At 70.1% G+C, this 13,673-nt stretch carries 11 protein-coding genes and 1 tRNA gene; 4 read left to right on the forward strand and 8 right to left on the reverse strand.

The annotated features are described in order from the left end of the window. Positions 1 to 129 precede the first annotated feature (129 nt). Complete coding sequence (locus ACH4G3_RS29185; RefSeq protein WP_397627304.1) at positions 130 to 912, forward strand: hypothetical protein; 783 nt, start codon at positions 130 to 132, stop codon at positions 910 to 912. Between the two features lie 55 nt (positions 913 to 967). Here the strand turns inward: ACH4G3_RS29185 and ACH4G3_RS29190 are convergent, their stop codons facing one another. Further along, positions 968 to 1,273, reverse strand: a complete 306-nt coding sequence (locus tag ACH4G3_RS29190) for a hypothetical protein (protein ID WP_397627305.1) — start codon at positions 1,271 to 1,273, stop codon at positions 968 to 970. Positions 1,274 to 1,374: 101 nt separating this feature from the next. Between ACH4G3_RS29190 and ACH4G3_RS29195 the strand changes: the two genes are divergently transcribed. Further along, on the forward strand, positions 1,375 to 1,605 hold the full coding sequence (locus tag ACH4G3_RS29195) for a DUF4287 domain-containing protein (RefSeq protein WP_010034472.1): 231 nt from the start codon (positions 1,375 to 1,377) through the stop codon (positions 1,603 to 1,605). A 63-nt stretch (positions 1,606 to 1,668) separates the two neighbouring features. On the opposite strand, the gene ACH4G3_RS29200 is transcribed toward ACH4G3_RS29195, so the two are convergent. The 3 genes from ACH4G3_RS29200 to ACH4G3_RS29210 form a co-directional block, all read right to left on the reverse strand. Further along, positions 1,669 to 2,580, reverse strand: a complete 912-nt coding sequence (locus ACH4G3_RS29200; RefSeq protein WP_397627306.1) for a Bax inhibitor-1/YccA family protein — start codon at positions 2,578 to 2,580, stop codon at positions 1,669 to 1,671. Positions 2,581 to 2,806: 226 nt separating this feature from the next. Then, positions 2,807 to 3,982 (reverse strand): 4-hydroxybenzoate 3-monooxygenase, encoded by a 1,176-nt coding sequence (locus ACH4G3_RS29205; protein ID WP_397627307.1) that lies wholly within the window; start codon positions 3,980 to 3,982, stop codon positions 2,807 to 2,809. A gap of 134 nt (positions 3,983 to 4,116) precedes the next feature. Next, positions 4,117 to 4,200, reverse strand: a tRNA-Leu gene (locus ACH4G3_RS29210). A 441-nt stretch (positions 4,201 to 4,641) separates the two neighbouring features. Between ACH4G3_RS29210 and ACH4G3_RS29215 the strand changes: the two genes are divergently transcribed. Both ACH4G3_RS29215 and ACH4G3_RS29220 read left to right on the forward strand, forming a co-directional pair. Beyond that, on the forward strand, positions 4,642 to 5,412 hold the full coding sequence (locus ACH4G3_RS29215; protein WP_397627308.1) for an ABC transporter ATP-binding protein: 771 nt from the start codon (positions 4,642 to 4,644) through the stop codon (positions 5,410 to 5,412). 38 nt (positions 5,413 to 5,450) lie between these two features. Then, on the forward strand, positions 5,451 to 7,979 hold the full coding sequence (locus ACH4G3_RS29220) for an ABC transporter permease (protein WP_397627309.1): 2,529 nt from the start codon (positions 5,451 to 5,453) through the stop codon (positions 7,977 to 7,979). Positions 7,980 to 8,785: 806 nt separating this feature from the next. Here ACH4G3_RS29220 and ACH4G3_RS29225 read toward each other — a convergent pair. The 4 genes from ACH4G3_RS29225 to ACH4G3_RS29240 all read right to left on the reverse strand — a co-directional run bounded on the left by ACH4G3_RS29225 (position 8,786) and on the right by ACH4G3_RS29240 (position 13,621). Next, positions 8,786 to 10,078, reverse strand: a complete 1,293-nt coding sequence (locus ACH4G3_RS29225; protein ID WP_397627310.1) for a class I SAM-dependent methyltransferase — start codon at positions 10,076 to 10,078, stop codon at positions 8,786 to 8,788. A gap of 228 nt (positions 10,079 to 10,306) precedes the next feature. Beyond that, positions 10,307 to 11,719, reverse strand: coding sequence for an NAD(P)/FAD-dependent oxidoreductase (locus tag ACH4G3_RS29230; RefSeq protein WP_354744409.1), 1,413 nt, complete (start codon positions 11,717 to 11,719; stop codon positions 10,307 to 10,309). Positions 11,720 to 12,152: 433 nt separating this feature from the next. Beyond that, positions 12,153 to 13,094 (reverse strand): Ppx/GppA phosphatase family protein, encoded by a 942-nt coding sequence (locus ACH4G3_RS29235; protein ID WP_397627311.1) that lies wholly within the window; start codon positions 13,092 to 13,094, stop codon positions 12,153 to 12,155. Beyond that, complete coding sequence (locus tag ACH4G3_RS29240) at positions 13,091 to 13,621, reverse strand: DUF501 domain-containing protein (RefSeq protein WP_354744413.1); 531 nt, start codon at positions 13,619 to 13,621, stop codon at positions 13,091 to 13,093. The genes ACH4G3_RS29235 and ACH4G3_RS29240 overlap by 4 nt, the downstream gene beginning before the upstream one ends. Between the last annotated feature and the right edge of the window lie 52 nt (positions 13,622 to 13,673).

Here is a 13,673-nt window from a genome sequence, read left to right on the forward strand (position 1 = left end):
GCAGCCCCACCCCCTCCCCCGGCACCTGAGCCCTGTCCGTTTCGTGACGTTACGCACTGACAGCTGGTTAGTCCGCCCTTCAAGCTGATGTAGGAAGTCGGGGGTCGACTTTGAACCGGGAGTACGTCAGTGAGCGCCATGCCGATCGCGTTGCTGGTCACCACGGCCGCCACGGGCGCCGTGGGTGTCGCCGTCCTGCGCACCGTCCTGCAGCTGCGCCGACAGGTCGCGGCCCTGCACACCGCGCTGGCCGAGAACCGCGCCGCCACCACCCGTGCACTGCTGCCCGCCGCCCGCACGTCCGCCGACACCGACGAGATACGGGCCGCCGTGGCGGCGGCGCTCGCGGAGGAACGCGAGCGGGAGCTCGCCGAGGCACGGGCGTTCTGGGCCGCCCAGGAGGCCCGTGACGCCTCCGACGCGCCGCCCCTGCTGGGTCTGCCCGACACCGACCTGTTCCTGCCCCGTCAGACCGATTTCGCGGGCCTGGAGCCGGTGTCCGAGCCCGGCGCGGACACCGAGGAGCCGGCCGCCGAGTCCCCGGAACTGGCCGCGGCCCGCCGCCGCCACCCCTCCCACCCGGACTTCGTGCCGACGCAGTCGCCGGTGGTGAACGACCACGAGCGCACGGTCGCCACGCTGGAGGAGCTGGCCGCCTCGCGTGTGGAACTGACGGACGTCCGCCCGGGCCCGCTGGGCACCCTCGACGTGTACGTCTTCGCCGACGGCACGACCCTGTGCATGACCCCGGGCCACCGGGAGACGGCGGAGCGCCTGGCCGAGGCTCTGCGCGCGGGCCAGACCCCGATCCTCCTGGGCGGCTCCGGCATCTCGGGCGCCTACACCCTGACGTTCGAGTGCGGCGAGGAGAACGTCTACATCCTGGCCGACAGGGTCATCGCGTCCCTCTAGGGGGCGCGGGGAACTGCGCGAGCAACCCAAGAGCACCCGCACCCGCGAACGAACGTCAGACGCCCGCCCGCTTCTGCGCCTCCTCAACCAACCGCACCGCTTCATCGACGTCGGCATCGCTACGAAGCTCAACGGCCAGATCGTGCACAGCCACGGTGATCTGATCTGCCGCTGCAAACATCCCCGCATCCGGCATCTCCCGCGGCTCCATGCCCTCCAGCACCTGCGCCCTCCGGGCCAACTCCCGGGCGAGCCCGAGAGCCTCAGCGGCAGCGCCCCGCTGCAACCGGCTCTGGGGCGCAGCCCTCAAACGATCGGCGAAGTGCTCCACCGCACGGGTCAGAGGCGTCGTATCAACCACGCCGCGAGCGTACGCGTCGCACCGGGACTGTTGCCAACGGGCGAACACTCAGGCACGGTGACCTGAAGGACCGGCTTACATCCCAGCGTCCGGAGGCGCCGATGTCCCAAGTCTTCTCCGAAGAGACCCATCGCAACATGCTCGCCCGCATCCCCCACTGCACCGGTCGTGAGATCTCCGACTGGCTTCGCACCGTCGAAGAAGGCCCGGCACTCTTCCGCTTCGAGGAAAAGGTCAGCTGGCTCCGGCACGAACACAACCTGGCCTACGGCCACGCCAAGGCGATCGTCCATGAGTACGACCTGAGGAGGGCCGCGCGCAAACTGCTCTAGGCGCGCACCACGACGAAGGGCCCCGGCCGAAGCCGGGGCCCTTCGCGCACGACGCGTCGGAGACTAGTCGTTGCTGTTGAGGATCGAGATGAGCCTCAGGAACTCCAGGTAGATCCACACCAGCGTCAGCGTCAGGCCGAAGGCCGCGAGCCACGCCTCCTCGCGCGGGGCGCCGTAGGCGACGCCGTCCTCGACCTGCTTGAAGTCCAGGGCGAGGAAGCAGGCGCCGAGGATGATCCCGACGATGCCGAAGATCACACCGAGGGCACCGCTGCGGAAGCCGAGGCCGTCACCGCCGCCGAACACCGCGAACAGCAGGTTCACCATCATCAGCAGGATGAAGCCGAGCGCGGCCGCCATCACGAAGCCGTAGAAGCGGCGGTTGACTCGGATCCAGCCGGCCTTGTAGGCGATCAGCACACCGGCGAAGACCGCCATCGTGCCGATCACGGCCTGCATGGCCGCGCCGTCCGCGATGCGGTTGTCGACGATGTTGGACACGACGCCGAGGAAGACACCCTCGAACGCGGCGTACGTGAGGATCAGCGCGGGCGAGGCCTTGCGCTTGAAGGACTGCACGAACGCCAGGACCATGCCGATCAGCGCGGCGCCGATACCGATGCCGTAGCTACGGCTGATGTTGGCGTCGTCGACCGGCAGCAGGGCCCAGGAGAGCGCCGCGGTGAGGATGAGCACACCGAGCGTGCTCGCCGTGCGCAGGACGACGTCGTCGATGGTCATCCGGCCGGTGGTGGCCGGGGCCTGCGGCGGCGCGCCGTACTGCAGGTCCTGCTGGGCGTAAGGGTTCTGCGCGTACGGGTTCTGCGCGTAGGGGTTGCCCGTCGGCGCTTGCGCGTACGGGTTGCCCTGGGTGGCGACAGCGGGACCCCCGGCCTGCGGCGCGGTGTTGAAGCCCGCGTAGCCGTTGTCGCGGCTGAACCCCCGTCGCGAGAAGACCGGGTTTCTGCTCCTCATTTCACTCCTCCATGGCCAACACTTCGTGGCCTTGGCTCAAGAGTAATAGGTAGGCAAAGGAATGACCCTAGTGCTTGGGGAGGATCTTTCCCTCGTCGTGCTGCGCAACACGCTACGCGGCTTCGTGATTCCCCTCATCGGAGGGGGTCATTCATCACCAAGCTGCGACACGTCCGGAACCGGACGGAGATCACCCGCTGACGCCGTCCTTACGTCACCCGGGGCATCACCCGAACGGGAAGCCCGTGTACCCCTCGGCCAGATCGGTCTCGGCGGCGCGGGAGGAGGCGATCCGGTCCAGCCGGGCGAGCTGGAGCCGGTCCTCGAAGCCGGTCGCGCCGGGGGTGCGGTGCAGGAGGGTCGTCATGTCGTAGGAGAACCGTTCGGCCTGCCAGATCCGGCGCAGGCAGGTCTCCGAGTAGGCGTCGAGCAGCTCCGGTGAGCCGGTCTCGTTCCGGTGGGCCAGCGCCCGGGCGAACGTCACGACGTCGCCGACGGCGAGATTCAGCCCCTTCGCGCCGGTGGGCGGCACGATGTGGGCCGCGTCGCCGGCGAGGAAGAGGCGCCCGTGGCGCATGGGCTCGTGAACGTAGGAGCGCATGGGCGTGACCGACTTCTGGGTGATCGGGCCGCGCTCCAGGCGCCAGTCGTCGGCGGTCTCGAAGCGGCGCTCCAGCTCGTCCCAGATCTCCTCGTCGCTCCACGCCTCGGCGTCGGTGCCGTCGGGCACCTGGAGGTAGAGACGGGAGACCGACGGCGAGCGCATGGAGAGCAGGGCGAAGCCGCGGTCGTGGCGGGCGTAGACGAGTTCGTCGTGCGAGGGCGGCACGTCGGCGAGGATGCCGAGCCAGCCGAAGGGGTACGTGCGTTCGAAGACCTGGGTGAGTCCGGCCGGGATCGCCTTGCGGGCCACGCCCCAGAAGCCGTCGCAGCCGACGACGTACTCGCACTCCAGGACGTCCTCGCGGCCCTCGTGCCGGAAGCGGACGCGCGGGGCGTCGGTGCCGGCGTCCTCCACGGCCAGCGCCTCCGCCTCGAACAGCAGCGGGCCGCCCTCGGCGAGCTGGAGGGCGATGAGGTCCTTGCAGACCTCGGTCTGGGCGTAGACCATCACGGAGCGTCCGCCGGTGAGGGCGGGGAAGTCGACGCGGTGACGTCTGCGGTCGAAGCGCAGTTCGATGCCGTCGTGGCGCAGCCCCTCGCGGTCCATGCGCTGCCCGGCTCCGGCCGCGCGCAGCACGTCCGCGGTGCCCTGCTCCAGGATCCCGGCGCGCTGCCGCTGTTCGACGTAGGCGCGGTCGCGGCTCTCCAGGACGACCGAGTCGATGCCGGCGTTGTGGAGCAGCCGGGCCAGGAGGAGGCCGGCGGGGCCGGCTCCGATGATGCCGACGGTGGTGCGCATCGGGCGACCCCTTCCCATCCGTTCGTCAGGTGAAATTTCCTTCACCGTTGTCGGATGTGAGTCTCTGACGGCACGCGACCGCTGTCAACGGGCACGCCGCGAACTTCTCAATGGACCACACAGGGATCGGAAGGTGCCCGGAGCCGGACTCGAACCGGCACGCCCGCGAAGGGGCAGCGAGGTTTAAGCTCGCCGTGTCTGCATTCCACCATCCGGGCAGGCCATGGGCTCCGCATCGAGGTTCCGAGACTATCGGGACGGGTACCCCGAACAGCGGAAGGGCGGACCGATGTTGTCTTATTTTATTGACGTCTGAGGGTGCATCAGCACACGGAACGCGCCATCCGCACTTGCCAGTAGCCTTGCGTGCGACCGTCGGCGGCGCATGCGGAATGACGGAATTTCACCGCCCGAACGAGGGCACTCCACCTGTTCTTGACACCTGGACCCCTCGGTTCCCCCACACCTGGGCCGCTCGGCCCCCCGACATGCGGTCCTCTCAGGGGTGTTCGTCATCCCCAGGTATGACACCGCCCCTCGCGGTCAGACCGCAGACGGCCCCCGGAACCAGAACAACGGGTGACTACACGGCGGCGTGGGACCCGGACGATGGAACGAGTCCTTCCAAGAACACCGCCGTCCGACAGGAGTGCCATCCCGTGACCACCGCACCGCTCACCGACCGGGCCACCACCGTGGCCGCGCGCGCCACGGATCTGTCGAAGGTCTACGGACAGGGTGAGACCCAGGTGGTCGCCCTGGACCGGGTCTCCGTCGACTTCCGGCAGGCCGAGTTCACCGCGATCATGGGCCCCTCCGGCTCCGGCAAGTCGACCCTGATGCACTGCGTGGCCGGTCTCGACACCTTCTCCTCCGGGTCGGTGCGCATCGGCGACACCGAGCTCGGCTCCCTGAAGGACAAGCAGCTGACCAAGCTGCGCCGGGACAAGATCGGCTTCATCTTCCAGGCGTTCAACCTGCTGCCGACCCTGACGGCCCTGGAGAACATCACCCTCCCGATGGACATCGCGGGCCGCAAGCCGGACCGGCAGTGGCTGGACTCCGTCATCGGGATGGTCGGTCTGGCGGACCGGCTCGGCCACCGGCCCTCCCAGCTGTCGGGCGGTCAGCAGCAACGCGTCGCCGTGGCACGGGCGCTGGCCTCGCGGCCCGAGATCATCTTCGGGGACGAGCCCACCGGAAACCTCGACTCGCGCTCGGGCGCCGAGGTGCTGGGCTTCCTGCGCAACTCCGTGCGCGAACTGGGCCAGACGGTGGTGATGGTGACCCACGACCCGGTGGCCGCGGCCTACGCGGACCGGGTGATCTTCCTCGCGGACGGCCGGATCGTCGACGAGATGCACGGGCCGACGGCCGAGTCGGTCCTGGACCGCATGAAGGCGTTCGACGCCAAGGGCCGCACCAGCTGATCCCCCGTCAGGACCGACAGGACTGAGAAGAAGAACCCATGTTCCGTACCGCCTTGCGCAACGTGCTCGCGCACAAGGCCCGGCTCCTGATGACCGTGCTCGCCGTGATGCTCGGCGTGGCCTTCGTGTCAGGGACCCTGGTCTTCACCAACACCATCTCCGACGCCTTCCAGAAGAGCTCCGCCAAGGGCTTCGACCAGGTCGACGTCGCCATGACAGCGGACTACCAGGAGGCCGAGGGCGACCGGGTCGGCAAGACCCACGACCTGACGCAGGCCACCCTCGACAAGAGCGAGCGGGTCCCCGGGGCGGCGTCCGCCATCGGGGTCGTGCAGGGCTTCACCGCCGTCGCCGACAAGGACGGCAAGCTGATCGGCGAGGGCTTCCAGTCGCAGGGCGGCAACTACTGGGGCACCAAGGACCCGCGCTACCCCCTGGTCGGCGGGCACGCCCCCAAGGGCCCGGGCGAGATCCTCATCGACTCCGAGACGGCGAAGCGCGCCGGTTACGAGGTCGGCGACACCGTACGCATGTCGGTCGACGGGCCGGTCCTGACCCCGAAGATCACCGGCATCTTCACCACCGACGACGGCAACGTCGCGGCCGGCGGCAGCCTCACCCTCTTCGACACGGCGACCGCCCAGAAGCTGTTCGGCAAGGCGGGCGTGTACGACCAGATCGACGTCAAGGCGAAGCCGGGCGTCTCGCAGGCCGCGCTGAAGGCGGAGCTGGACAAGGCGATGCCCCAGGGCACCGTCTCGACCACCACCGGCAAGCAGCTGGCCGACGACCAGGCGCGGGCGATCTCCGAGTCGATGAGCGGCATGCGGACGGCCCTGCTGGTCTTCGCCGGTATCGCCCTGTTCGTCGGCACGTTCATCATCGCCAACACCTTCACCATGCTGGTCGCCCAGCGCACCAAGGAGCTGGCCCTGATGCGGGCGGTCGGCGCCTCGCGCCGGCAGGTGACGCGGTCGGTGCTCATCGAGGCGTTCGTGGTCGGCGCGGTCGCCGCGGTGGCCGGGCTGGTCGCGGGCATCGGCATCGGAGCCGGACTGCGCTCCCTGATGGGGACGTTCGGCGCGTCCGTGCCCGACGGGCCGCTGGTCATCGAGCCCACGACGATCGTCGCCGCGCTCGCGGTCGGCATCCTGGTGACCATGTTGGCGGCGTGGCTGCCGGGCCGCCGGGCCGCGAAGATCCCGCCGGTGGCGGCCATGAACAGCGTGCACGCCAAGGCCACGACGAAGTCGCTGGTGCTGCGCAACACGCTGGGCGCCCTGGTCTCGGCCGCGGGCGTGGCGGTGGTCCTCGTGGCCACGACCATGGACGGTTCGGACGGGCAGCTGCCGATGGGCCTCGGCGCGGTGCTGCTGATCATCGGCGTGTTCATCCTGACGCCGCTGCTGTCCCGCCCACTGATCGCCGCCGCCGCACCGGTGCTGCGCGCCTTCGGTGTCTCCGGCAAGCTGGCCCGGCAGAATTCGGTGCGCAACCCGCGCCGTACGGCCGCCACCGCCTCCGCGCTGATGATCGGTCTGACCCTGATCACCGGCATGACGGTGATGGCGGGCAGCCTGCAGCAGGCCATCGAGAAGATGGCGTCGTCGTCGATCAAGGCGGACTACGTCGTGTCCATGGCGAACGGCAACGCGCTGTCGCCGGACGTCGAGAAGAAGCTGGAGCGGACCGACGGCGTCACCGCGACCAGCCCGATGCTCAACGCCGCCTCCCGGATCGACGGGCAGACCGAGTACCTGACCGGCGTCAACGGCGCCGCCATCGGCGAGCTGGCCGGCCCGAAGGTCGACGAGGGCTCCTTCAAGGTCGGCGGCTCCCAGGTCGTCGTGGACAGCGAGACCGCCAAGTCCCACGGCTGGAAGGCCGGTTCCGCCTTCACCGCATCCTTCGAAGACGGCAAGAAGCAGAAGCTGACGGTCGCCGGGACCTACGAGAGCAACGACTTCCTGAGCGGCATCCTGCTCGACGAGAAGATCCTCGCCCCGCACGAGTCGGACCCGTACAACATGAAGGTCATGGTGAAGACCGCCGACGGCACGTCCGGCGCGAACCAGGACAAGCTGGAGAAGGCCCTCGGCACCAACCCGGCCATCAAGGTCCAGGACAAGCAGGACATCTCCAACGAGATCGCGCAGATGTTCACGCTGATGCTGAACATGGTCTACGGCCTGCTGGCCATGGCGGTGATCGTGGCGGTCCTCGGTGTCATCAACACCCTGGCGATGTCGGTCTTCGAGCGCTCCCAGGAGATCGGCATGCTCCGGGCGATCGGCCTCGACCGCAAGGGCATCAAGCGGATGGTCCGCCTGGAGTCCCTGGTGATCTCCCTGTTCGGCGCGGTGCTGGGCATCGGCCTGGGCGTGTTCTTCGGCTGGGCGGCCGGTGAGCTGCTGGCCTCGAAGATGGCGACCTACGAACTGGTCCTGCCCTGGGCGCGGATCGGCGTGTTCCTGCTGCTGTCCGCGACGGTGGGCGTCCTCGCCGCACTGTGGCCGGCCCGCCGGGCGGCCCGTCTGAACATGCTGGAGGCGATCAAGGCGGCGTAGCCCCGACACGCGAGGGCCCCTTTCCCACGGCGGGAAAGGGGCCCTTCGACGTCTCGGCTCCAGGTGCCGGGGGGGCCGCGACGCACGCGGACGCGTGGGCCGCGTGCGGGAGACGAGTGGGCCACGTGCGGGGGCCGGGTCCGGAGGCCGGTTCCGGAGGCACGTGCGGAGGCCGGGTCCGGAGGCCGCGTCCGGAGGCCGGGTCCGGAGACCGCGTGCCAAGGCCGCGTGCGGAGGCCGGGTCCGGAGACCGCGTGCGGAGACCGGGCTGAGATCACGTCCGGAGACCGCGTGCGGAGACCGGGCTGAGACCCCGTCCGAAGACCGGGCTGAGACCCCGTCCGAAGACCGGGCTGAGACCCCGTCCGAAGACCGGGTTGAGACCGCGTCCGGAGGCCGAGCCCAGAGACCGCATGCGGAGACCGGGCTGAGACCCCGTCCGGAGACCGGGGTCCGGAGACCGCGTGCAGGGGCCGTATGCGGAAGCCGGGTCCGGAGGCCACGTGCGTAGGCCACGTGCGTTGGCCAGGCCCGGCGGGCGCGCAGAGGCCGCGTCCGGAGGCCGCGCGCAGAGGCTGGGTCCGGGGGCCACGTCCGGAGGCCACGTGCGGAGGCCACGTGCGGAGGCCGGGTCCGAAGGGCGGCGGGGGATTCGGGGGCCGCGTCGACCGTTCCGTGGCCGGCTTCCGCGGGACCGGGCCCCGTCGCGCCCGGGGACGGACCGCGGATGTGGTCCCGGTCCTCTTTCCGGTCACCGCACCGAAGGGTCCCGGTCCCCGTCGGCCGGAACCGGGGCCCTTCCGCGTTCAGTTCCAGGTGCGGGCGCGCAGTGGCATGCCCGACGCCCCGGACTCGGGGGTCCGTACCGCCAGGACCTGGTTGACTCCGATGCGGTTGCGTTCGAAGGCGAGTGCGGAGGCGGCCATGTACAGGCGCCAGACGCGGGCCCGGCCGGGGCTGGTGAGCTGGACGGCACGCGGCCAGTCGGCCTCCAGTCGGGCGACCCACTGCCGCAGGGTGAGGGCGTAGTGCTCGCGGATCGACTCGACGTCGCGGACCTCGAACCCGGCGCGCTCCAGCATGGCGACGGTGCTGCCGACGGGCTGGAGCTCGCCGTCGGGGAAGACGTAGGAGTCGATGAACGCGTCGACGCTGTACGTCGTCTCGTCCCGCTGCGGGCGGCGGGCGATCTGGTGGTTGAGGAGCCGCCCGCCGGGCTTGAGCAGCTCGTGCAGGTCGCGGGCGTAGTCCAGGTACCGGTCGGCGCCGACGTGTTCGGCCATGCCGATGGAGGAGATCGCGTCGTAGGGCCCGTCCCGGACGTCACGGTAGTCCTGGACGCGGATCTCGACCTTGTCGGTGAGTCCCTCGTCGGCGACGCGCTTGCGGGCGTACGCGGCCTGCTCCTGGGAGAGCGTGACGCCGACGACGCTCACGCCGTGCTCCCGGGCGGCGTGGATGGCCATGGAGCCCCACCCGCAGCCGACGTCGAGGAGCCGCTGACCGGGGCTCAGGCCGAGCTTGCGGCAGACCAGTTCCAGTTTGTCGTACTGGGCCTGTTCGAGGGTGCTGTCGGGGCTGGGCCAGTAGGCGCAGGAGTACACCATGGACGGGCCCAGGACGATCTCGTAGAAGTCGTTGCCGACGTCGTAGTGGTGGCTGATGGCGCGTCTGTCGCTGCGCTTGGTGTGCAGGTTGCGGCGGGGCCGACGGGCCTCCTCGCGGGGCGGGGCGGGCGGCAGCGGGGTCCCGCCGAGCTTGACGAGCCCGCGTACGGCGGCGCGGACCTCGGGGTCGCGCAGGGCCTGGGCGAGGGTGCGGGCGTCCTCGTCGCGCTCCCAGATGTGTCCGGCCAGCAGGTCGAGGGTGGTGTAGAGGTCGCCGTCGATGTCCAGGTCGCCCGCCACCCAGGCCCGGGCCAGGCCGAGTTCGCCCGGCTTCCACAGCAGGCGGCGCAGAGCGCGGCGGTTGCGTACGACCAGGGTCGGCGCGCCCGGCGGACCCGCCTGCGAGCCGTCCCAGGCGCGGATGCGCACGGGAAGCGGCGCTCCCACCAACTGTGCGAAGAGGTCCTGGAGCCGCGATGCGGCGTCTGCCATGGTGTACACCTCCATGACGGGGAATCCCGGAATGTCCGACACCACGTAAACACCTGCGGGGCCTTCGCGCAGTCCCCGGCACGCGTCATGTCTGGGCAAAACCACCACGCCGAAGGAACGGGAACGCCGAAGGACCTCCCGCACCACGGATGGCGGGAGGTCCTTCGGGGGAGTCCTTCGGGGGAGTCCTCGGCGGAATCCTTCGTCAGGCAGGTGACCGACCGGAGGTCAGGAGGCCTTGGCCTTCTCCTCGGTCTTCTCCTTGGCCTTGGCCTCGGTCTTCTCCTTGGGCGCGGCGGCGACCGGGGCCGGCTTGGCGGCCTCGTAGAACTCCTCGCGCGGTGTCTCGATCGCGCCGAGCGAGACGACCTCGCGCTTGAGGAACATGCCGAGCGTCCAGTCGGCGAAGACGCGGATCTTGCGGTTCCAGGTCGGCATCGCCATGCCGTGGTAGCCACGGTGCATGTACCAGGCGAGACGGCCCTTGAGCTTGATCTTCATCTTGCCCATGACGATCATCGCCACGCCCTTGTGGAGGCCGAGACCGGCCACCGCGCCCTTGTTGGCGTGGGAGTAGTCCTTCTGCGGGAAGCCCCGCATGCCGGACAGGACGTTGTCGCCGAGGACGCGGGCCTGCCGCAGCGCGTGCTGCGCGTTCGGCGGGCACCAGGCGTTCTCGTTGCCCGCCTTGCGGCCGACCAGATCCGGGACCTGGGCGTTGTCGCCCGCGGCCCAGATGTAGTCGGTGCCCTTGACCTGGAGCGTGGTCTCGCAGTCGACGTGACCGCGGGGCCCGAGGGGCAGGCCGTAGCGGGAGAGGACCGGGTTGGGCTTGACGCCGGCGGTCCAGACGATCGTGTTGGAGTCGACCTCGAGGCCGTTCTTCAGCACCACGTGGCCGTCGACGCAGGAGTCCATGGAGGTGGACAGGTAGACCTCGACACCGCGGCCCTCGAGGTGCTCCTTGCCGTACTTGCCGAGCTTGGGGCCGACCTCGGGGAGGATCTTGTCGGCGGCGTCGACCAGGATGAAGCGCATGTCCTCACGGGACACGTTCTTGTAGTACTTCGCCGCGTCCCGGGCCATGTCCTCGACCTCGCCGATGGTCTCCGCACCGGCGAAACCGCCGCCCACGAAGACGAAGGTGAGCGCCTTGCGACGGATCTCCTCGTCGGTGGTGGAGTCGGCCTTGTCGAGCTGCTCGAGGACGTGGTTGCGCAGGCCGATGGCCTCCTCGATGCCCTTCATGCCGATGCCCTGCTCGGCGAGGCCGGGGATCGGGAAGGTGCGGGAGACCGCGCCGAGCGCGACGACCAGATAGTCGAAGGGCAGCTCGTACGCCTCGCCGACCAGCGGGGCGATCGAGGCGACCTTGCGGTCCTGGTCGATGGTGGTGACCCGGCCGGTGAGAACCTCCGCCTTCGGCAGCACGCGTCGCAGCGGGACGACGACGTGGCGCGGGGAGATGTTGCCGGCGGCGGCTTCGGGGAGGAAGGGCTGGTAGGTCATGTACGACCGGGGGTCGACGACCGTGACGGTCGCCTCTCCGTAACGCATCTTCTTCAGAATGCGTCGAGCTGCGTACAGGCCTACGTACCCACCGCCTACTACGAGGATCCTGGGACGCTCCGTGGTGCTCATGCCATCGAGTATCCACCCGTCTCAGGGGGGTGGCTCGTGCGCCCCTTCACAAGCTTCGGCAGGGTGTGTGTTATCCTCCGCGACCCCCGTGATCCATGTCATGGTGACAACCCGGATCGATTGTGCAGTGCGGGTCGTTGTCAATGCCGCGTGAGCTGCCTCTCTGGCCCGCGGACCCCCCTGTGAGCCCTCCGCCGGACCCTTCTGCGGGCACCTTCCCAGGGGCGCCCATACCATGCTTCTGAACGCGTTCAAAGGCCTCTTGGGCCCCCAGAAGGGTCAACGCGACCCTTCTCGTCGCCCTGGAGTGCCGAATTCCTTGTGAAGAACTTCACGAACTTTTCCGGAGGGCTGCTCCCGGGGGGCTCGCGCGAGCCCCCCGGAGGCGCTCAAACGTGATCCTTGCCTGCTCAGAAGCGGCCTGGAGCCCGCCCTAGGCGACCGACCACGCGATGCCGTCGAGGATGTCGTGCTCGCTGACCACGACCTCCTCCGCGCCGATCCGCTCCATGATCGACAGCAGGACGAGGGCCCCCGCTCCGATCACGTCGACCCGGCCCGGGTGCATGGAGGGCACGGCCGCGCGCTCGGCGTGCGTGGAGCGCAGCAGCCACTCGGTGATCTCGCGGACCCGGTCGTGGGAGACACGGGAGTGGTGGATGGCGGCCGAGTCGTACTCGGGCAGCTCCTGGGCGATCGCCGACACGGTCGTCACGGACCCCGCCAGGCCGACCAGCGTGCGGGCCTCGCGCAGCGGGACCGTCTCCTCGGCGAGGTCGAGGGCGGCCTCGATGTCCGCCCGCATCGCCGCGATCTGCTCCTGCGAGGGCGGGTCGCTCACCGCCCCGTCCCGGACCAGGTGCCGCTCGGTCATGCGGACACAGCCGATGTCCACCGAGCGCGCCGCGCGCACCCGGTCGTCGCCGACGACGAACTCGGTCGAGCCGCCGCCGATGTCCACGACGAGGTAGGGCTTCGGCAGGTGGTCGCGCCCGGCGAGCTCCTTGGTGGCGCCGGTGAAGGAGAACTCGGCCTCCTGGTCCCCGGAGATCACCTCGGGCTCGACGCCCAGGATGTCCAGCACGCCGCGCACGAACTCGTCGCGGTTCTCGGCGTCGCGGGAGGCGGAGGTGGCGACGAACCGCAGCCGCTCCGCCCCGTGCTCCTTGATGACCGTGGCGTACTCGCGGCACGCCGCGAAGGTCCGCTGGAGCGCCTCGGGGGCGAGCCGGCCGGTGCGGTCGACGCCCTGCCCGAGCCGCACGATCGTCATCCGGCGGTCCAGGTCGGTCAGCTCGCCCGTAGCAGGGTCGGCGTCGGCGACCAGGAGCCGGATGGAGTTCGTACCGCAGTCCACGGCGGCGACCCGGGTCACTGGACGTCCTCCTCGACGGTCGTCACACAGGCGCCCTTGCGCCACCACTCGGGCAGCATGGCCAGGGCCTCGTCGCCCAGCGGGTTCACGCCCGGGCCGGCGGCCAGCGAGTGCGCCACCAGCACGTGCAGGCACTTCACCCGGTCCGGCATGCCGCCCGCACTCGGGAAGTTCTTCAGCTCCTCGATCTCGTCACGGCGCCTGATGTAGTCCTCGTGCGCCGCCCGGTACGCCGCCGCCAGCTCCGGGTCGGAGGCCAGCCGCTCGGTCATCTCCTTCATCACGCCGTTCGCCTCCAGCGTGCCGATCGCCGAGTTCGCCTTCGGGCACGTCAGGTAGTACAGCGTGGGGAACGGCGTCCCGTCCGGCAGCCGCGGGGCCGTCTCGACGACGTCGGGCTGCCCGCACGGGCACCGGTGCGCGATGGCGCGCAGGCCGCGCGGGGGCCGGCCGAGCTGCTGCTTGAAGGCCTCGACGTCCGCGTCGGTGGGCTCGGTGCGCGGGGTGGTCGGCGGGGGCGTTTCCATGACTGTGTTCAGGCTGTCTTTCTGGGTTCAGGTCACTGGCTGGGTTCCGGGT

Origin of the sequence: Streptomyces afghaniensis (assembly GCF_044327915.1) — a bacterium.
Lineage (GTDB): Bacteria > Actinomycetota > Actinomycetes > Streptomycetales > Streptomycetaceae > Streptomyces > Streptomyces afghaniensis.

Excerpts from the sequence above, each read along its gene's own strand:
- ACH4G3_RS29205 (WP_397627307.1), bottom strand. The coding sequence starts at position 3,982 with ATGCGCACCACCGTCGGCATCATCGGAGCCGGCCCCGCCGGCCTCCTC.
- ACH4G3_RS29225 (WP_397627310.1), bottom strand. The coding sequence starts at position 10,078 with ATGGCAGACGCCGCATCGCGGCTCCAGGACCTCTTCGCACAGTTGGTG.
- ACH4G3_RS29230 (WP_354744409.1), bottom strand. The coding sequence starts at position 11,719 with ATGAGCACCACGGAGCGTCCCAGGATCCTCGTAGTAGGCGGTGGGTAC.
- ACH4G3_RS29195 (WP_010034472.1), top strand. The coding sequence starts at position 1,375 with ATGTCCCAAGTCTTCTCCGAAGAGACCCATCGCAACATGCTCGCCCGC.
- ACH4G3_RS29240 (WP_354744413.1), bottom strand. The coding sequence starts at position 13,621 with ATGGAAACGCCCCCGCCGACCACCCCGCGCACCGAGCCCACCGACGCG.
- ACH4G3_RS29220 (WP_397627309.1), top strand. The coding sequence starts at position 5,451 with ATGTTCCGTACCGCCTTGCGCAACGTGCTCGCGCACAAGGCCCGGCTC.
- ACH4G3_RS29200 (WP_397627306.1), bottom strand. The coding sequence starts at position 2,580 with ATGAGGAGCAGAAACCCGGTCTTCTCGCGACGGGGGTTCAGCCGCGAC.